The following is a 20444-nucleotide window of genomic DNA, read 5'->3' as shown; positions in this document are numbered from 1 at the left end:
AAAATGGCTGAAAATCATTCGTATTGAATAAAAAAGTACTGATTTTATTCAATACGATGGATAAAATGAATAAAAAACGACAAGGATCTATATGCCACGATGAACAGGTGGCGTATAGACCCTAGATTATATGGAGATATTCGTAATCTACATCTCCGCTATTATATTTTTTATGAATTGCTCAGATTCTTAATGATTTCCAAAGGTAGCTGGGTAGCTTTGGCAACCTGTTCGGCAGAAAGTCCCATTGCCAGCAAACGTTGTGCCGTTTCTGTGTTGGCCTCATGTTTGCCTTCTGCTCTACCTATTTCTATACCTTCACGCTTAGCGGTGTCAACGGAATTCTTGATGTCGCGATATGCCATCTTGCTGGTCTCAAAGCTGATGTATCTTTCTTCTACCTGCTTCATAATCATCTATATTAAAATGCTAGCGCAAAGTTACGACTTTATTTTCAAACCCACAAGAGATTTTAGGGAAAAGTTTCGGAAAAAGTTAGAGATTGTTGAATGTTGGATGTGGAGTGTTGAATGGTCTATATGCCTCGATGAACAGGTGACGTATAATTAGTCTTTGTTGATAATTACTTCTTGAATAGAGTCTGAAAACGTTAAAGAATACTAACAAGGTGTCGCATTGCTCACGAATGAGACACCTAAAACCAAAAAATCATACCTGAAAAAACAAATATTACCCCCCCACTTTCATATAAAACCCTTAACTTTGCACCAGGATTTTTTATAATCTGTATCAAGTAAAGATTTAAAATGTCGTAAATTATAATCAAAACATAATAGATTAATATGAGAAATTACTTAACTGGAAAAGAACGGTTACTGGTCGCAGCACTTGCTTTTATTCTTCCAAAAAGAAGATTTAATATTGGGTTATGGGTGCTGTTATGTGTCCCATGCCTCTTGGCAAGTTGCGACCATGATGTTCATTCTGATGAGGATGAGGGTGGTTTGTCGGTATCGCTCACTTGGGCAGATGAAGCTGATAAAGGTACGGAAGTGAATGACGTGAAGCTCTGGATATTCAATGCCGATGACGGTTCCTTAGTTGAGGAAAAACATGATGGTAGTGCGCAGGAGGTAGCAAGCCAACGCTTCGCTCTTCCAGTAGGGCATTATCAGATTCTGGCTACCACCAACCTTATAGAACCGTTTTTTATCGGTGAGGCTACAAGGGCAACCCTCAATATGAACCAACTCATGTTTGGATTGTCCAATCCAAGTGCCTCTCCCGACCATGCCTATTATGGTGTCACGGACATCGGTATAGACAAATCAAATGTCAACTACATAACAAAAAATGAAATGCGACATATACTTGCAGAATTGACCATCTTCATTGAAGGAGTTCCTGACAATTTTGCAATGATAGGTAAGGTTCTGAATGTGGCAACCGGACTCCTTCCCCTGCAAAAGAATGAGGATGGAACATTTGGGACGGCAAGCTATACCAAGGAAGAGTGTGATATTCCTTTGAGAATCGCAGTGCCTGGCGAAACTTTAAAAACGGAAACATTACGCTTGATGCCGACAGCCCACGGTTTTCATACCACCAAGTTGTTTATCCAACTGATTTCTCCTGGGGGAGTAGTTAGCAACTACGACATCGAAGCACCCATCATGAAGTCTGGAGGCAAGTATCAGATAAACTTGGAATACGAGGAGATGAAACCTTATATGTATCTTACGAGCACGAAGATAGATGATTGGACAGAAGGCTGGGTGTATCGAGGCGAAATCTTGAATCCGGAAGATTAAGCGGCTCTATCATTTAAGCAAGAATCAAAACAAGAATATAAACATAAAATAGTAAAAGACAATGAAAAAGAAGACTTATCTCATTGCCCTGATGGCAATGGCTTTGACATTGGGCAGCTGTTCAGACAACGAGAATGGTATCGGAGGCGAGACCTCCAAGTATATCACCGTTTCTACCAGCATCGGCAATATGACCCGTGTTGCCACAGATGCGAATGGCGGTCAAACCTTTGAAGAGGGTGATGAAATCAGTGTGTATGCCTGGACTGGCGATGCAACTGTTGCTCCTGAGACAAGCGAGCGTGTAGTGAACAACGCCATCAATAAGTTGACCAACGGCTCATGGGTATCAACTCCGCAGATGCTGTGGAAGAACAACCGTGACAAACATTATTTCATCGGTGTGTATCCTACAGCAGCAATATCCGATTTTACAGCTGGCGAATATAAGCTTGATGTTGCGAAACAGGAGGATAGCGACCTTTTGGTGGCAGTCAACAAAGATGGCATATCCTATAATGCCGATGAACAGCAAACGGTGCCATTAGCGTTTACTCATGTGATGTCGAAGGTGATAGTCAATCTACAATATCGCAATCAGTTTGGTGGTAAGCCTACCGTAGAGAGCCTTGTTGTTAAGAATGCCGCATCTGATGCCTCTGTCAATCTCTTGACCAAGACTGTAACTGTAGCTACAGATGCTGCTCGCACCGACATCAGTATCCCTGTAATCAAGGAAAATGAAAAATATGAGTCTATCATGATACCACAATCAGGCATTACCAAGATTGTTGTTAATATAAATGGCAAGCAATATGTCTACACTCATCCTACTGATATCAAACTGGAGGGTGGCAAATATACGGTAGTAAATCTCATTGTAGGTCGTGACGAGATTACTCTTGGCAATGTAAGCATCGCTGATTGGGGCGAAGGAGAAAACATCAATGGTGGTGAAGCGCAAACAGATTAAAAAATTTGTATAATATTTAAAATTATAAAGTCATGAAGATAAATAAAATATTAGTGGCAGCAGCAATGGCTCTTGGATTCGTTAGCTGCTCAAGTGAAGGAGAATTGACACCTGCTATAGATACATTGAAAGATACTCCGTTGCAGATTAATGCATCTGTAGCAGGTATGAAAACACGTGCAGGATATGATGCTAATAGCGTACCTAACCAATTCTATCTTAAGATAAGACAAGGGCTTAAAGAGCAAAAAAAATATTGGTATGATGTTGTCATGAAACTGGAAAATGGCCAATGGGTTGCTTATAATGCTGAAAACAAGACTGAAACGGTTCAATTACTTCGAGCAGGATATAATATAACTTGCGATCTCTATTCTACTACATTTCCTGGATACGAACTGGATGAAAGCGGAAACCAGATTAAATCTATAGAATTAGAGGTTCTGGCAGACCAAAGCTTAGATGCCAGTGTCAAGGCAAGTGACCATTTGTATGCCTTAAACAAAGATAAAAATATGGAGGTTAAGGCTATTGAGTTAAAATTGGAACATCAAATGTCAAAACTCTCCCTAGAGTTGACTTTGGGTAGTCAATATGAAGAGGAGCAAAATCCTGTCAATAATATGCAGATTGTAGGAACTAAGAGAAAAGTAAAATGGTTAGATGGACATTCGGATGTTAGTGATGACGCTTCTGCAGAGCCAATTATACCATATCTTGCGGGTTACACCAAGCCTACGGATGATTCCCCAAAAGCGAAAGTTTGTTATGAGGTGATTTTAGCTCCACAGACTGTTGAGGCAGGAAACTTTGGTGTTGAATTTAATGTTTTAGGCAAAACTTATCGTTGGTACAGTGATGCTGCTGTTAAATTGGAAGCAGGCACTCAATACACATTGCAACTGACAGCAGGAAAAGATCAGGCTAATCTTGTAGAAGTTACATCTAAGGCTTGGAATACAAAACACAAAAACGAAAATAATGAAGAAGTGGACAACAAGTCGGATATAGAAACCTTTTAATGACTAGAAGTATGAAAATTATAAATAAATACATATTGGTGGCTGCAGCTTCTCTATCTGTTGTTGCGTGTAGCCAAGATGATGGCTTGTCAAATAGCTATCTTAAAGATTCGAATGCTGTTCACATTACAGCCCAAGTGGGAAGTAATGAAGCTACAGGTGGCTTTATTTCTCGCTCCAATCCATTGGGTAGTGAAGTTGAGCAAGCAAAGTTTAATGAAGGCGATGCCATTTTTGTTGTTGCAGATAACCAAGATGCCGTTACTTATTCTTATGATGGTACCAGTTGGAGTCCAAAAGAAAAAGGTCTGCACTTAGTTTGGAATAGTAACGAGATGAATTTTAAGGCTTTTTATCCTGCAAATGCTAATGATGCTTCTTTTACAGACTTCACACTACCTACTGCATACAATAGCTTAGAGGACTTGGCTTTGGGTGACTATATGACATTTAGTGGTAGCCGCAAGCGTAGTTCCGATAATGATGGCGTGAACTTGGAAATGGAGCGCAAAATGGTGCGCATCGTTGTCGGCCTAAGAGATGTTAATGTTTGGGGAGACACGATGGATGAAGGGTTGGAACTGACAGAAGTAATAATCCATCCTAATACAAATGGATATTCCGATGGTGAAGTTGTTCCCGCTGATTCAAAAGATGTTAGTGTGAAAGCGTACAAACACACTGATGGTAAGTTTTATGCGCTTATTACTCCGACAAAGCCAGTGTCGGATATGTATAATTATTTGCTTTTCATGACAGTAAAGGTGGCAAAGCCTGATGGCACAGGTGAGCAAGAATTTGAAGTTAGGCGCATTCCACATACAGGTACAGAAGCTGGTAGTAGCTACGAGTACTTTTTAAAGATTGGTAAGGACGAACTTGTTGTAGATAAAATTACAGTATCTGATTGGAAAACTGGTGAAGCGATTCCTGGTGGCGAGGCTTTAGACGATGTGTCGTTTGTTAAAAAGACGATTGCAGATGCTTTGGCTGCAAATAAAACTGATATAGAACTAACCTTGCCTGCAAATGCAGATAAGAGTGTGTTTGATGCTATAAGAGAAGCTCTAAAAGGTGCAAATGATGGCAGTATAGAATTAACTGTTTACAAAGTTGAGGCTTTGCCGTCTAATGCATTTTCGGATTGTCAACCGCTGAAATCAATTAGCTTGCAAAATGTAAAGAGTATAGAGTCGTTTGCTTTTCATGGGTGTAATGGTCTTGAAACAATCTATGCTCCGAGAGTTTCATCTATAAGTGACCTTGCCTTTGCCGATTGTCATAGGCTAAGATCGGTGACATTAGGTAATATTTCCGCTGCAGGTTTCAGTATCTTTGATGTTGTACCTACTGAAGGTGTAGATTTAACTTTGTCAGAAGATCAAAAGGTTATGACAAAAAAAGATATTGATGCGTGGCAATCTGATGAATCTGAGAAGTATGCAGATTCTCCGGATCATAAACAACGACAATTTCTTGGAAAAATATTCAAATCCATAAAATGTGGACGTAATACATATCCTCAATAACAATTTAGAAATTAATAACATTAGATAAACTCCTAAGCTGGGCAGGAGTATAAGTTGCCCAGCAATTATATCCCCCCGCACCTCACGGGAAACGACAAGGGTCTATATGCCACGAAGAACAGGTGGCGTATAGACCCTTGGTTATATGGTGATATTCGTAATCTACATCTCCGCTTTCAGCAGCTTTATCTCCTCTGCCGTCAGCCCCGTCATATCCATGATAGACGCTTCATCCATACCCTTTGCCAGCATCTTCCTGGCAATTTCAAGGCTTCGCAGGTTCATGCCTTCAGCTCTGCCTTCAGCTCTGCCTTCAGCTCTGCCTTCTTCTCTACCTTTCTCCATACCTTCCTTCATACCAATTTCCTTACCCTCAGCTATACCTTCACGCTTAGCGGTGTCTACGGAATTCTTGATGTCGCGATATGCCATCTTGCTGGTCTCGTACTCCCTCATTTCCTGCGGAGTAAACTTGGCTATCTCGGCTTCCTCAAAGAGACGGTCGAAGACTTTATCGCACAGTTCTTTAGGGCGCTGGGTAAGCTTATAGAGATTCTTCAGTGCATAGAGCCACTTCTCGTAGAGTGTATCCAATTCTTCCAGGGATTTGTTGAACTTGGAAATCTCTACATAGATATATTCTAGTTTGTCGTAAAATACTTTGTGGGTAGCAGTGTCGCACAACTGCACATGATGGCGGATTTTCTCCTTGTCGAATGCATCCTCGTTCATGTTGAAGTTGAGCAGGGCAACGGTATAGATATGATTGAGCTTGAAATCCCATTCATTCCCCTTTGGTGCCTGTTCACGGATAGGGAAGGTTGAGTAGAAAAGGGCACGATCCTTGAAATACGTCTGGTAGGCATTCTGCATTTCTACGATGAACTTCTCGCCGTTTTCGCCCTCACAATATACATCAAAGATGGCTCTGCGGTCGGTATATACATCTCCCACATGCTCCGGGTTCAGATACGACACGTCCTTCACAACCTGTTTGCCATTAAACAAGCTGTTGAGAAAGCAAATGAGCAAATCCTTGTTCATCGCTGTTCCAAAAATTCGCTTGAAACCGAAGTCGGTCAACAAGCTGATGTATCTTTCTTCTACCTGCTTCATAATCATCTATATTAAAATGCTAGCGCAAAGTTACGACTTTATTTTCAAACCCGCAAGAGTTTTCTAGGAAAAGTTTCGGAAAAAGTTAGAGAATGGTGAGTGTTGAATGTTGAATGTTGAGTGTTGAATGAAAGAAATATGGCGACAAAGAAAAAGGGCGCATCGGATTGGGATGCGCCCTAACTTGTTAAATAAAATCAGAGGGATTCTGCTCTTGAAAAACCCTCTTAATGGGAGAGAATCAGGAAGCATCCAGGAGGTACTGGAGCTTCGTGGCATCAAAACACGGACAGGCTTTCTGAACGCCAGGCAAATCGCGATGACCCAGGATGGTACGGATGCCCGGAAAACGGTGGTGAAGATCCTGAATCAGATGCTTCATCGACTCCTTCTGCTCAGGAGTGCGGGTGTCGCTGATGCAGCCCGATGGCGAAAGACCACCCTCGTAACAGATGCCTATGCTGTGCGCATTGTAACCGATGGCATGAGAGCCCATACGCTCTACCGGGCGACAGGCATGAACCACTCCATCCAGCGTGATGTAGAAATGGTAGCCGATGTCAGTCCAGCCGTTGTTATGAACATGGTCGTAGCGCAGCATCTTCATCGTATAACGGTGATCGCAGCGGCTACCGCTGCAATGCACCACTATCATATCGATGTCTCTCATAGGCATCACTCTAAAGTCCACCTGCCGAAACGCCCAACGCCCCGAGGAGAGCTGTCAGTACGGTTACTGCAAACTTGAGAATCTCATTCCATTTCTGCTTGTTCTTTTCTGTCATAATCTATTCTGTTTTAAAAGGTTAATTATTCTAATCCGTCTCCTGTGTCACCGTTGCCAGTGCTACCCGTGCCGCCAGTCTGTTCGCCAGAGGTGTTGCCACCCGTGGTATCGCCGCCAGAAGGAGCATTGTCCTTGGCAGGCTTTTTCTTAGCCTCCTCGATGTCGAGGGTCTTGGCACCCTCCTTCTCAGCCTTGAGGGCAGCCTTCTGTACGGCACGTGATGCAACCTGCTCAAACTCCATACCTACGAAGATGTTGGCAAGATCGCTGCCCGGGATAAACTGGATGTTCACACCCTTGATGTTGATGTCGCTCTTAAATTCGGCTGCGGTTGCAGCACCCTCACTGGTAAGCTGGAGGCGGAACTTGCCCAACTCGCCGAAATCAATCTGGTTGCCTCGCTGCAACTCGATGATCATGTTCTCCTGCATACTGACCAGAACGGCTGTTACATCCGCATAGGATACAGTGGTCTGCATAGAGATCAACTTCGCGAACTTCTTGAGCGAAATGGAGTCTTTCATCTGAGCACGGGCGTAGAAAAGAGGAACTCCTGCTTTGTCACCAAATTTTGACGCAAGCTTTACTAAACTGTAATTAATTGCCATAATACATAAAATTTTAAAATTGTGAATAATCATGTTGTGCACCGGTCTCTTCCCGAATGCTGATACAAAGATACAACATCGGCGGTGCCCCACTTGTCCACTTTGGTACGATAAGTACCAGTTGTGCTCTATTTGGCTCAATTATGTATACTTTTGCACGCAAGCGTATGCTGCAGAATATTCAAGTGGCTCAGTTAACTTACTCAAGTGGCTCAGTTAACTTACTCAAGTGGCTCAATCAGCTTACTCAAGTGGCTTTGTCAGATTACTCAAGTGGCTCAATCAGCGAGTCCAGCCGTCTGAGTAAGCGAATCCAGCCGTCTGCGTAACCCAGTTCAGCCATATCCTTAACCCGACGCAGCCACATCAGTTGGTAAACGGAAGAACATCATTTTTTTACCTCATTTGGGTGGGCAATGACTACCAGAGAGAATTATCCTTTTTTGATGACTACCAGGGCCAATAATAGGTACCATCAGAGCCAATCATGTGCCTTCTGATATGCCCCAATGACTACCAGGGCGAATCTTAAAAATACAAGATATTGAATATCAGATAGTTAGGTGCTAGTTTTTCTTCCCTACATTATACCAAGTATATTATATATATACGTTTACATTTTTTACATTATACGTAATACGGGAGGAAAAAGATTTTTTTCAACAAATCAGCTATTAAAATGCATTTTTTCTCTTCAAAAAATTGCATAAGTCTGAAATAAACATTACTTTTGCAACATGAAAGCGCGGAGAATGTGATTCTCCTCCCGATGAAGGACACCAAGCTTGCCCCAATCGGTAGGCCACTAACAATTTAAAGAGAAAAACGAAAATGGAAAAATTAAATCATATCATGGTATGGATTAAGCTGACGAGCCGGGGGCATAAAGAAAAACCGCCAGGCGTTTCTTTCTACGCCTGGCGGTCTAGATATTTCACAGAATAAGAACTTAGTTTTTCTTCCAAAGCTTGGTCATATCCTCCAGTGTCTTACCCTTGGTCTCAGGAACGAGCTTCCATACAAAGATGGCAGCGAGGATACAGATAACACCATACAGGCCATAGGTGAACCAATAGCCCAGGCTGTTAGCCATCGGAACGAAAGAGGTAGAAACAATCCAGTTGAAAATCCACTGGAAGGCTACGGCAATCGCTACGGCAGCACCACGAATCGTATTAGGGAATACCTCGGCAATAAGTACCCAGCAGATTGGTCCCCAAGAGAACATGAATGATGCAGAGTAAACCATGATGGATACCATGCACAACAACTGCAGATTAGGATTACCGAAGGTGATGGCTACACCGATGGCACCCAATGCCATGCCCAGAGAACCGGTAATGAGCAAAGGTTTACGTCCCAACTTCTCTACCGTAAAGATGGCTACACAGGTGAAACCGAGGTTCACGATACCATTGAATACGGTCAATACCATCGGATTGTCAAAGCCCATAGCCTCATAGATACGAGGAGCATAATAAAGCACGGCATTGATACCTACAGCCTGCTGGAATACAGAGAGCATCACACCTACGAAGATACAGAGCACACCGTAAGTAAGCAGTTTCTCCTTCTTCTCAGTAACCGTATTCTTGATGTCATCCAAAATCTTCTTAGCCTCCTCAGCACCATTGATGCGAGCCAGGATACGCTCAGCCTTCGCATCCTGACCAACCATGGCAAGATAACGGGGAGTCTCAGGAACAAAGCAGATAAGCAGAGCAAACAAACCCGCAGGAACCATCTCAGAACCAAACATATAGCGCCATCCGGTTTCGATAGCCCAGGCAGCCTCGCCACCATTCAGAATCTGGTTCATACCGTTACCCACACTCTGGATAGCAGGAGCAATATGATCGCCAAGAATGAAGAAGTTGACGAAATAAACCACCAGCTGACCGAAGATGATAGCAAACTGGTTCCAGCTGACCAACATACCACGGATGTTGCTAGGCGCAATCTCACCGATATACATCGGGCACACAGCAGATGCCAGACCCACACCGATACCGCCAATCACACGATAGAGGTTGAACACGATGAGAAGCGTAAGATTAGGTTCGCCCTTTGGCAACACCAAAGACTCCGGACACATAGATCCCCATGCAGAGATGAAGAACATCACACCCGCAAAGATCAGCGAACGCTTACGGCCCCAGTTAGAAGCCAGCACACCCGAAAGCGCCGAACCGATGATACAACCAATCAGAGCACTGGAAGAAGTGAATCCATGCCAGAAATCGGTATAGGTGAAATCCTCAGCACCCATGAAGAATGCCTGCAAACCCTTCTCGGCTCCCGAGATTACCGCGGTATCATAACCGAAAAGCAAGCCGCCCAAAACGGCTACCATCACAATTGAAATAAGATAGGCTCTAGAGCCTGTTTGTTTTTGTTCCATTATTTTTTAGGTTTAAATTTTAATCACTTTTCTGTAGAATAGCGTAGCATTTACCGGCAGGAAATCTTCTTTTTTCATGCCAAAAATCAATCTCCACCTAATAATATACGTTTTTTCTTTATAAATATTACGTTCAACATGCGGTTTTCCCCTATTTTTTTTGTAAATTTGCACCAAAATAAGAAGAAACATAGAATTTAGGTAATATGAACATAGCAGATTTTCTACATCAGCAGGGCGATAAGCGAGGCTTTTCGTTCGAGGTTTTACCTCCGCTGAAAGGTAACGGAACAGCAGCACTCTTCCGTACCATCGATGCGCTGAGCGAGTTTGGTCCTCGCTTTATCAACATCACTACGCACCATAGCGAGTATGTATACAAGGAACTGGAAAACGGTCTCCTCACTCGCCAGCGTGTGCGCCGCCGCCCGGGCACTGTGGCCATCGCAGGCGCTATACAGAACAAGTACGACATACCTGTCATCCCTCATATTATCTGCAGCGGTGCTACGAAGGAAGACATCGAGTACGAACTGCTCGACCTCCAGTTTCTGGGCATCAGCAACATTCTCGTTCTGCGAGGAGACAAGGCGAAAGAAGACCGGCAGTTTACACCAACCGAGAACGGTCATGCCCATGCCACCGACCTCCTGAAGCAGGTGAATCAGTTTAATGACGGTTTCTTCTTTGACGGCACACCCATCAAGCACCCGGGCGACAAGTTCTGCTGCGGTGTAGCCTGCTATCCGGAGAAGCATGAAGAGGCGCCAAACCTCGAAATGGATATGCAGCATCTGCTGGAGAAACAACAGTTGGGCGCTGCGTATGCCGTTACCCAACTCTTCTACGACAACGAGAAGTTCTATGCTTTCGTTGAAAAGGCTCGGCAGATAGGCGTAACCATTCCTATCATTCCTGCCATCAAGCCTTTCGCCAAGTTGAGCCAGCTCACTGTAGTGCCGAAAACCTTCCACTGCGATATTCCTGAAGAACTCGCACAGGAGGTATTGAAATGTAAAACTGACGATGATGCCAAGCAGCTCGGTATCGAGTGGACCACCGCTCAGGTGCAAGATCTCTTCGAACATGGTTATAACAATGTTCACTTCTTCACCGTATCGGCTGTAGACAGCGTCAAGCAAATAGCAAAAATTCTGTTTTAAATGCAAAGAAATGAAGTTATAGGTCAGCAAGAAATATGGAACCGTCTCATGGAGATGGTTCAGGAGAACCGTTTGCCCCATGCGCTGATGTTCTGCGGCCCGCAGGGTTGCGGCAAACTGGCGATGGCACTGGCTTTTGCCAGCTATCTTCTGGGCGATTCACCGATGCTCAGGAAATGGGAACATCCGGACCTCCACTTCACCTTTCCTACCATCAAGACCGCCAATATGGGCAGCGAACACAAACCGGTGAGCCTCGACTTCATCAAGGAATGGAGAGAGCTGCTGCTTTCTAAAGGTCCCTACATCCAGATTAGCGACTGGATGCTGAAGATGGGCAAGACGGATGCCGACTATAACAAACAGGCTATCATCACTGCCGAAGAAACCGATGCCATCTCTCACGAACTGATGATGATGTCGAGTCAGGGCGGATATAAGATAAGTCTGATATGGCTCCCGGAACGTATGAACATCCAGAGTGCCAACAAGATACTGAAACTGCTGGAGGAGCCGCCTCGCCAGACGGTGTTCCTGCTGGTAAGCGAGAATCCGGAACTGCTGCTCGAAACCATCAGAAGCCGTACACAGCGTATCGACTTCAAGAAGATAGAAACCGCTGAGATGGAAAAAGCGCTGACGGAACGGAGAGCGCTGGAGCCAAACATGGCACACCGCATAGCCCGTATCGCCAACGGCAACTGGAACCTCGCACTCGAAGAACTGGATGCTGGAAACGAAAACCGGCAGCATCTCGACATGTTCATCATGCTGATGCGACTGGCTTACATGCGCAAGATAGGTGACCTCAAGAAGTGGACCGATGTGATTGCCACCTTCGGAAGAGAAAAGCAGAAACGCATGCTCGACTACTTCATGCACATGCTCAGAGAAAGTTTCATGTACAACTTCCAGAATCCGGAACTGAGCTACATGACGCAGGATGAGGAGAACTTTGCCAAGAACTTTGCCCGCTTCATCAACGAGGCAAACATCATTGACATCTCCAACCTCTTCGAAGACAGCAAGCGCATGATTTCGCAAAATGCCAATGCCAAAATCGTTTTCTTCGATATGGCGCTCAAAATCATCGTCCTCCTGCTTAGGAAGTGAAAAGAGAAAAGTGAAGAGTGAAGAATTCAAATGAATAACGGGGCAGATGCCGGTCATTATTCATTGTACATTATAAATTATACATTATAAATTAGACGATCGTGGATTACAAAAATATGAAATTCAGGATGTGTAACGGCTGCGACCGTGGTCTGTGCGCTAAGGGCGTAGGAAGACAGGACAGACAGCTCAACACATACGACTGGCTTGCCGATGTACCCGGCAATGCTGAAAGTACTGACCTCGTGGAGGTACAGTTCAAGAATACCCGTAAGGGATATTACCACAATGTGAATAACCTCGACCTGAAGAAGGGCGATATAGTGGCGGTAGAGGCTAACCCGGGTCACGACATCGGTGTGGTTACGCTGACCGGAAGACTGGTAAAACTCCAGATTAAGAAGGCAAACCTCAAGTCGCAGGATGATATCAAGCGTATCTACCGTATCGCCAAACAGGTGGATCTTGACAAATGCAAGGAGGCTAAGAGCCGTGAACACGGCACCATGATCCAGAGCCGCCAGATAGCCAAAGATCTAGGACTGAAGATGAAAATAGGTGATGTAGAATATCAGGGAGACGGCAACAAGGCTATCTTCTATTACATCGCTGACGAACGTGTGGACTTCCGCCAGCTCATCAAGGTTCTTGCCGATACCTTCCATGTGCGCATTGAGATGAAACAGATCGGTGCACGACAGGAAGCAGGCCGCATCGGTGGAACGGGTCCTTGCGGCAGAGAACTCTGCTGCGCTACCTGGATGAAGAACTTCATCAGCGTTAGCACCAATGCAGCACGCTACCAGGATATCTCTCTGAATCCTCAGAAACTTGCCGGTATGTGCGCCAAACTGAAGTGCTGTCTCAACTACGAGGTAGACAGCTATGTAGAGGCTAGCAGAAAGTTGCCTCCTAAGGATGCCGTACTGCAGACTGCCGACGGTGATTTCCATCAGTTCAAGGTGGATATCCTGGCTGGCCTTATCACCTACTCTTCTGACAAGAACCTTGCTTCCAACCTCGAAACCATCAGCATCGAGCGTGCCAAGGCTATCATCGAAATGAACCGTCAGGGCGAGAAGCCATTGAGTCTGCTGGAAGACGGTAAGGCAAAACCTGTAGCCAAGCCAGTCGACCTGCTTGCCGAAGCAGATTTGAGCCGCTTTGACAAGGCTAAGAAAAAGAAGAAGAAGAACAATAAGAACAAGGGACCTCGCCAGCAGGAGGGAGACAACAAGCCTCAGAAGAACGAGAACCGTGCGCAGAATGGCGACAACAAACCTCAGAAGAATGAAGGCAAGCCAAACAACCAGCGCCGCGACAACCGTAATCAGGGCAATCATCCTAAGGGTGACAACCGCCAGCCAAGAAACGACAGACGACCTAACAAGGGCAACAAGCCGCAGAATGGCAACAAGCCACAGGGTGGAAACAAGCCACAGAATGGCAATAATGCCCCTCAGAATGGCAACAAGCCACAGGGCAATAATGCCCCACAAGGTGGTAACAAACCACAAGGCAACAATGCCCCACAAGAATAAAGAATAGGAGCTAGAAAAAGATGAAAAAGACTGTTTATTTCATCGTTTTGACAGCGATCGTTCACATTCTCTCTGCCTGCAGCGGTTCGACTGTATACGATGAGTATGCCCATACACCGATTGCAGGATGGGAGAAGAACGACACCCTATCATTCGAAGTATCACCTCTACTCGAGCCTGGGCATTACAAACAAAGCCTAGGACTTCGCATTACAGGTGCCTATCCGTTCATGGGACTTACGCTCATCGTAGAACAGACGGTTTATCACCGAAACAGAAAGATACCAGGCGAATGCAAGATAGATACGGTAAACTGCCAGCTGATTGACAACAACGGCGTGAGCAAAGGACAGGGTATCAGCTACTATCAGTATAACTTCCCTATCAACATCTATCAGATGCATCAGGGCGATTCCATACACGTAGCCATCAGACATGATATGAAAAGAGAAATCCTGCCCGGTGTGAGTGACATCGGCATCAAGATTTCCAAGATACAATAAAAAAAGAGTGAACAGATTCATCAACAATCTGTTCACTCTTTTTTTTAACTTCTCACTAAGTTCCTTCCCGCATCAATTCTCAAGAAGATGAAAAGAAGGATGGTAAATCCCCATAACGAACTGCCACCATAACTGAAGAACGGCAGCGGAATACCGATAACCGGTGTTAAACCCAGCACCATTCCCACATTAATAAACAGGTGGAAGAGGAATACCGACAGGACACAATAGCCGTAGATACGCCCGAATTTATAAGGTTGCCGCTCAGCCAGATGCATCAACCGCAATATCAAAGCCAGGAAAAGCAGCAGCACGCCTGCCGAACCGAGGAAACCTTCCTCCTCGCCTACCGTACAGAAGATAAAGTCTGTATCCTGCTCAGGCACGAACTTCAGTTTGGTCTGCGTTCCATTGAGGAAACCTTTGCCCTGAAGTCCGCCGGAACCAATGGCAATCTCACTCTGATGCACGTTATATCCCGCACCAGCCAAATCTTCATCCAGTCCCAGCAGTACGTTGATACGCACTCTCTGATGAGGTTCCATCACATGATTCAGCACATAATCGGCAGAATAGAAGAAAGCGATACTTCCCAACGAAAAGATGGAGATGAGGAAGTAATTCCGGAACCGGGTTCTCAGTCCCTGATAAACCAGGAATCCGATGAGCATAGCACACAGGAAGAGCTGGATCCACACAATGTCGAACGGAATGACATAGGTAGAAAAGAGCACGAAGAGCAGCGTAATGCCTACCGAATAGGAAAGGATCATCAGTGCCTGTTTCCTGTCGCCCGTATAGGAGTTCACCATGCCAGCCGTAAAAATCTGCACCAGCAGAAGCACGACAAACTTACCTACAGAAGTATAGGTATCCCACATCATCACGTTCTCATACTTCACACCCACTACGAAGTAAGCCACCATCGACACGCCGGTAAAGAGAATGGCACCCGGCATTCCTTCGCGGTAAAGCATGAGGAAGAATGAAAGATAAACCAGGGCAGAACCCGTTTCGCGCTGACCTACGATACAGAGCATCGGCAGAACGATAATGCCTACGGCTGCCATGAAATGCTTCAGGTTCTGCATACTGAAACCATAGCTTGACATAAACTTGGCTACCGCCAGAGCCGTAGCAAACTTACCAAACTCAGCCGGTTGCAGTCGGAGCGGTCCCAACACCAGCCAGGAGTGGGAACCCTTGATGCTATGCGGATTGAATATCGTAGCAAAGAGCAAGAGTATCAGGACACCATAGATGACATACGAGAAGGTATCGTAAAACCGGTCATCAAGCAGCAGGATTACCAATCCCAGTGCTATGGATGTGCCAATCCATATAATCTGCATACCCGAGCGGGCACCCAGACTGAATATCTCGTTGTCACCATAGTTATAGCTGGCTCCACAGACGCTCACCCATCCGAAGATGAGGAGTGCCAGATAAATACCTATCGTCCACCAGTCAAGTGAAGCAAGCACACTAGGTTGTTTATTATCGATCATAATCTATAAACTATCAACTATAAACTGTTAACTGAAAACTATCTACTGCTTAATCCGTAGGCGATTCTACGAGCCTGCATCTCTGCAGCCCTGCGCTCAGAATCAGGAGATAACTTACCCTTGAGATACTGTTCCATCATCAGACCGCCGATAGGCACACCATAGTCAGCACCCCAACCACCATTCTCTACATACACGGCAATGGCAATCTTCGGGTTGTTCATCGGAGCAAAGCCCATGAATACAGAGTGGTCGTGGCCACGGTTCTGTGCGGTACCCGTCTTGCCGCAAGCTTCGAAATCGTAGCGGCCGAGCAGCTTACAGGTTCCCTTCAGCGCCGAACTTCTCATACCGGCTACCACATAGTTGTAAGCCCGTCGGGAAGCCTTGGTATAATGGCGTCGGGTATAGAGCGTATCAAGCGGTTCGCCCTTCACCTTTCTCACTACATGAGGCACATAATAGTATCCCCTGTTGGCAATGGTAGCACCCAGGTTGGCTATCTGCAACGGCGTAAGGTTAACCTCACCCTGACCGATAGAAATACTGATTACCGTCAGTCCGTTCCATGAACCATTGTAAGCCTTATCATAGAACTGTGCATTCGGAATCAGACCGCGTTTCTCGCCAGGCAAGTCGATGCCCAACTTATAGCCGAATCCCATGCTCACCATATAATTTTTCCATACGGTCATCGCATTCTGTACGCTGCCATACTTCTTGCGGTTACCTATCATATAGTAAAGACCCCAACAGAAGTAACCGTTACAAGAGGTACTGATGGCATCAACCAGCGAAATAGGCGACGGGTGACCATGACAGCCCACATGCAGACCCTTATAAGAGAAACCATGATTACATGGGAATGCTGTTCCCGGTGTGATGATACCTTCAGTAAGATAGGTCAGCGCCTGACTGGTCTTAAAGGTAGAACCCGGAGGATACTGACCCTGAATACTACGGTTCAGGAGCGGTTTCCAAGGATTATGCGAGAGCCACTTGTGCATCTTGCCGCGGTTTCTACCCACCAGACGTCTTGGATCGTAAGAAGGAGAAGAAACCATAGCCAGCACATCGCCCGTTCTGGGGTCGATGGCAACGATACTGCCGATTTTACCCTGGAGCAGACGTTCGCCCAAGGCTTGCAACTTGACATCCAATCCCAGCGTCAAGTCCTTTCCTGCCACAGGTTTCTGATCGAGTTTACCATTCTGATAGCTACCCTGTATTCTTCCGTGGGCATCTCTCAGCATGATCTTCACACCCTTCTCACCACGCAGCTGCTTCTCATAAAACTTCTCGATACCCAGTTTTCCGATATAGTCGCCAGCCTGATAGTAGTCATCATCTTCAATATCGCTTTGCGAAACCTCACCCACATCACCCAGCACATGGGCTGCATAAGGGTAGGTATATTCTCTGACGGTACGTTTCTGGACATAGAAACCGGGGAACCGGAACATCTTCTCCTGGAACACACTGAAATCCCGGTCGCTCAGCTGTCCCATAAAGAGCTGCTGGGTATAGCGCGAATAGCCCGGGTTCTTAGAGCGGTCCTTGATATCGTTCATTCGCTTGATAAAAAACTCTTTCGTGATACCCAGCGAATTACAGAAATCCATCGTATCAAGCCTGCCGCTCTCCTCGTTCATGACCACCATCAGATCGTAAGACGGCTGATTATACACCAGCAGCTTACCATTACGGTCGTAAATGGCACCACGGGCGGGAAACTCAATATGCTTCAAGAAGGCATTACTGTCGGCATTCTTCTTGTAGTCGTCGCTCATAATCTGAAGCGTAAACAGACGAATCATGTAAATGACCACAATAGCTATGGCCACTCCACTGATAACGAATCTACGTTTTTCAAGATTGTAATCCAACATACCTTATTATATATAGCAAACTAAAAATCGTGTTCTTTTCTCTCTCATCACTTATCCGGAATCTTATTTCCTGAAACTTTCTGTCGCCATCACCAATATATAAGTGATAACCGTACTTCCGCCTATACATTCCAACCAGTGAACCCAATTAAAGAAATTGAATGTTTCGAGTGTAAAGAACAATAGATTATAAACGAGAATGATGAAGAATACGTACCAGCAATATGCACCTACGCCGATAGAACGCATGGACGGTTCCAGATCGTCGGCGCTGTCACGCGGTACGAAAAGTTCAAACAAATAAGGTTGTAGCAGTCCTACGGCAGTCATCGAAGCTGCTGCAACACCTGGCGTATTGGCAAATACGTCCACACAAAGCCCCATCATAAAGCACCACAATAACACCGCCCATTTAGGATGGTTGCGGCGGAAATGCAGTACCATAATGATATACAGCAAGGGGGTGGCACAATTGAATAGATGAATATGATTAAACACCAATCCCTGTACCAGCACGAGCACCACAAAGGTAGCTAGTCTTTTCACTAAATCTATACTCATTGCTTTTTATATCCTCTTACTATACGTCATTATTGATTATTGTCTCCATTTGTTTCGATGCTATCCTGTGCTGCACGCATAATCTCCAACCGCTCTTTCATGGCGGCATCATCAATTACACATACATCACGCAGACGGGCAAAATCGGTAGAGAGGCGAAGTTGTACGCGATACGACAGTCCATCGGCGGAGTTGAACACGTGCAATATCCTGCCTACTCTCACTCCAGGAGGGAATACAGCAGAATAGCCACTCGTTACCACATAGTCACCCAATTTAAAGTGAGCATGACGTGGCACCTCTTCCAGATAGGCAAGGTCAGACACACCACCCTTCCAGCGCAGATAGCCAAAATAGCCTCTATTCTGAATCATACAACTGATGTTCGACTTCGTGTTCAATACCGGAATCACGATAGCGTAATGTTCTGCCACCAGATACACGATACCCACTACACCCGTACCGCTGATTACACCCATATCCTTGTGGATGCCATCCGCGCTACCCTTGTCAATTGTCATCAGGTTGCCGGGTTTATCGATACTATTCGCCACCACCTTAGCCGGAATCAGACGATAGTTTCTCAGCAATGCAAACTGGTCACGATGGTAGATGCTGCTATCCTTGGTCACGCACACGAGACTGTCGGAAAGTTTCTGCACCTCCTGTTCGAGATACGCATTGCGCTGTGTCAGTTCCTGGTTCACCTTGGTAAGTGAGAAGAATGTTTCTACATTCGCATCCCATTCATACAACTTACCCGTTACGGCATTAGCCGAGGAGAACCAGGCACTGCCCTGATAGCTGTTATACTGAAACAACAGCACCATACTCACCACCTCAAGAATCAGGAAGACAAACCAATGGTTGTATTTCGCTAAAAACTCTAAAAGGTTGCGCATACTTTATTCTTACTATTAGAATAAGTTCTGATTATCTCATCAAGAATGAGAAACGGTCTACATTCTTCAACGCAATACCAGCACCCTTGGCAACACTGTGCAATGGATCTTCTGCGATGTGGAATGGGATATTGATCTTATCCTGCAAACGCTTGTCGAGACCGCGGAGCAAAGCACCACCACCAGAGAGCCAGATACCATTCTTCACGATATCGGCATAGAGCTCAGGAGGTGTGTTCTCCAATGCTGAGAGCACAGCGTTCTCAATCTTTGCCACGGTCTTATCCAGACAGTGAGCAATCTCCTGGTAGCATACAGGCACCTCCATAGGCAACGCTGTAATACGGTTAGGACCATGTACGATGAAATCTTCTGGAGCCTCATCACCCAGATCGGTCAGAGCTGAACCCACATGAATCTTGATACGCTCAGCCATACGCTCAGAAACCTTCACGTTGTGCTGACGGCTCATATATTCCTGGATATCGGCTGTAAGGTCGTCACCGGCTGTACGGATTGAGTTGTTCGATACGATACCACCCAATGAGATGACAGCGATTTCGGTAGAACCACCACCTATATCAACAATCATATTACCCTCTGGAGCCTCAACATCGATACCGATACCGATAGCGGCTGCCATTGGCTCAAAAATCAAATATACATCACGTCCGTCGGCATGCTCGGCAGAGTCGCGCACAGCACGAAGCTCAACCTCGGTAGAACCAGAAGGTACACCGATTACCATACGGAGTGAAGGAGAGAAGAGACGGCTACCAGTATGAACCATCTTAATCAATCCACGCATCATCTGCTCACAGGCAGTAAAGTCGGCAATCACGCCATCACGCAATGGTCTGATAGTACGGATATTATCATGAGTCTTCTCGTACATCATCTTAGCCTTCTCGCCCACAGCAATCATCTTGTCGGTGCGGCGGTCAAGGGCTACAACAGAAGGTTCATCCACTACAATCTTATCATCACTGATAATGATGGTATTGGCTGTACCCAAGTCCATTGCGATTTCCTGAATAAATGAAAAAAATCCCATTT

General features: G+C 45.4%; 19 protein-coding genes. 8 read left to right on the top strand and 11 right to left on the bottom strand.

Features of this window, described 5'->3' with window-relative positions; translation table 11 throughout:
• Window positions 1–170 precede the first annotated feature (170 nt).
• On the bottom strand, window positions 171–410 hold the full coding sequence (locus NNC77_RS04215; protein ID WP_254970155.1) for a hypothetical protein: 240 nt from the start codon (window positions 408–410) through the stop codon (window positions 171–173).
• Between the two features lie 483 nt (window positions 411–893).
• Between NNC77_RS04215 and NNC77_RS04210 the strand changes: the two genes are divergently transcribed.
• The 4 genes from NNC77_RS04210 to NNC77_RS04195 all read left to right on the top strand — a co-directional run bounded on the left by NNC77_RS04210 (window position 894) and on the right by NNC77_RS04195 (window position 5296).
• Complete coding sequence (locus tag NNC77_RS04210; RefSeq protein ID WP_254986860.1) at window positions 894–1772, top strand: FimB/Mfa2 family fimbrial subunit; 879 nt, start codon at window positions 894–896, stop codon at window positions 1770–1772.
• Window positions 1773–1833: 61 nt separating this feature from the next.
• Entirely contained in the window at window positions 1834–2745 is a 912-nt protein-coding gene (locus NNC77_RS04205; protein WP_254970157.1) for a fimbrillin family protein, read from the top strand.
• Between the two features lie 32 nt (window positions 2746–2777).
• Window positions 2778–3767, top strand: coding sequence for a fimbrillin family protein (locus tag NNC77_RS04200; protein WP_254970158.1), 990 nt, complete (start codon window positions 2778–2780; stop codon window positions 3765–3767).
• A gap of 11 nt (window positions 3768–3778) precedes the next feature.
• Entirely contained in the window at window positions 3779–5296 is a 1518-nt protein-coding gene (locus NNC77_RS04195) for a fimbrillin family protein (RefSeq protein ID WP_254970159.1), read from the top strand.
• 162 nt (window positions 5297–5458) lie between these two features.
• On the opposite strand, the gene NNC77_RS04190 is transcribed toward NNC77_RS04195, so the two are convergent.
• The 5 genes from NNC77_RS04190 to xylE all read right to left on the bottom strand — a co-directional run bounded on the left by NNC77_RS04190 (window position 5459) and on the right by xylE (window position 10208).
• The gene (locus tag NNC77_RS04190) at window positions 5459–6418 is read right to left on the bottom strand and encodes an Rpn family recombination-promoting nuclease/putative transposase (protein WP_254970160.1); all 960 of its coding nucleotides are present in this window, start codon (window positions 6416–6418) and stop codon (window positions 5459–5461) included.
• 235 nt (window positions 6419–6653) lie between these two features.
• Entirely contained in the window at window positions 6654–7082 is a 429-nt protein-coding gene (locus NNC77_RS04185) for an N-acetylmuramoyl-L-alanine amidase (RefSeq protein ID WP_118064333.1), read from the bottom strand.
• 10 nt (window positions 7083–7092) lie between these two features.
• Complete coding sequence (locus NNC77_RS04180) at window positions 7093–7197, bottom strand: smalltalk protein (protein WP_022120813.1); 105 nt, start codon at window positions 7195–7197, stop codon at window positions 7093–7095.
• A 25-nt stretch (window positions 7198–7222) separates the two neighbouring features.
• Entirely contained in the window at window positions 7223–7807 is a 585-nt protein-coding gene (locus tag NNC77_RS04175; RefSeq protein WP_181975300.1) for an HU family DNA-binding protein, read from the bottom strand.
• 949 nt (window positions 7808–8756) lie between these two features.
• Complete coding sequence (gene xylE, locus NNC77_RS04170; protein WP_117693998.1) at window positions 8757–10208, bottom strand: D-xylose transporter XylE; 1452 nt, start codon at window positions 10206–10208, stop codon at window positions 8757–8759.
• 206 nt (window positions 10209–10414) lie between these two features.
• On the opposite strand from xylE, the gene NNC77_RS04165 reads away from it, so the two are divergent.
• The 4 genes from NNC77_RS04165 (at window position 10415) to NNC77_RS04150 (ending at window position 14528) form a co-directional block, all read left to right on the top strand.
• Complete coding sequence (locus NNC77_RS04165; RefSeq protein ID WP_117727839.1) at window positions 10415–11371, top strand: methylenetetrahydrofolate reductase; 957 nt, start codon at window positions 10415–10417, stop codon at window positions 11369–11371.
• Window positions 11372–12484, top strand: coding sequence for an ATP-binding protein (locus NNC77_RS04160; RefSeq protein WP_254970161.1), 1113 nt, complete (start codon window positions 11372–11374; stop codon window positions 12482–12484). It abuts the gene before it with no gap.
• A gap of 101 nt (window positions 12485–12585) precedes the next feature.
• Entirely contained in the window at window positions 12586–14025 is a 1440-nt protein-coding gene (gene ricT, locus NNC77_RS04155; protein WP_254970162.1) for a regulatory iron-sulfur-containing complex subunit RicT, read from the top strand.
• 20 nt (window positions 14026–14045) lie between these two features.
• Entirely contained in the window at window positions 14046–14528 is a 483-nt protein-coding gene (locus NNC77_RS04150) for a gliding motility lipoprotein GldH (RefSeq protein ID WP_022120428.1), read from the top strand.
• A 44-nt stretch (window positions 14529–14572) separates the two neighbouring features.
• Here the strand turns inward: NNC77_RS04150 and rodA are convergent, their stop codons facing one another.
• The 5 genes from rodA to NNC77_RS04125 form a co-directional block, all read right to left on the bottom strand.
• Window positions 14573–16036 (bottom strand): rod shape-determining protein RodA, encoded by a 1464-nt coding sequence (gene rodA / locus NNC77_RS04145; RefSeq protein WP_218459594.1) that lies wholly within the window; start codon window positions 16034–16036, stop codon window positions 14573–14575.
• A gap of 38 nt (window positions 16037–16074) precedes the next feature.
• On the bottom strand, window positions 16075–17925 hold the full coding sequence (gene mrdA / locus NNC77_RS04140; RefSeq protein WP_118151608.1) for a penicillin-binding protein 2: 1851 nt from the start codon (window positions 17923–17925) through the stop codon (window positions 16075–16077).
• Between the two features lie 63 nt (window positions 17926–17988).
• Window positions 17989–18486, bottom strand: coding sequence for a rod shape-determining protein MreD (mreD, locus tag NNC77_RS04135; RefSeq protein WP_022120425.1), 498 nt, complete (start codon window positions 18484–18486; stop codon window positions 17989–17991).
• A gap of 29 nt (window positions 18487–18515) precedes the next feature.
• Window positions 18516–19388, bottom strand: coding sequence for a rod shape-determining protein MreC (gene mreC / locus NNC77_RS04130; protein WP_218459593.1), 873 nt, complete (start codon window positions 19386–19388; stop codon window positions 18516–18518).
• 31 nt (window positions 19389–19419) lie between these two features.
• Window positions 19420–20442, bottom strand: coding sequence for a rod shape-determining protein (locus tag NNC77_RS04125; protein WP_006847875.1), 1023 nt, complete (start codon window positions 20440–20442; stop codon window positions 19420–19422).
• Window positions 20443–20444 lie beyond the last annotated feature (2 nt).

Origin of the sequence: Segatella copri (genome assembly GCF_024330485.1) — a bacterium.
Classification (GTDB): Bacteria; Bacteroidota; Bacteroidia; order Bacteroidales; family Bacteroidaceae; genus Prevotella; species Prevotella copri_L.
The sequence above is the reverse complement of the archived record's forward strand: the minus strand, read 5'-3'. Positions and strand labels throughout refer to the sequence as shown.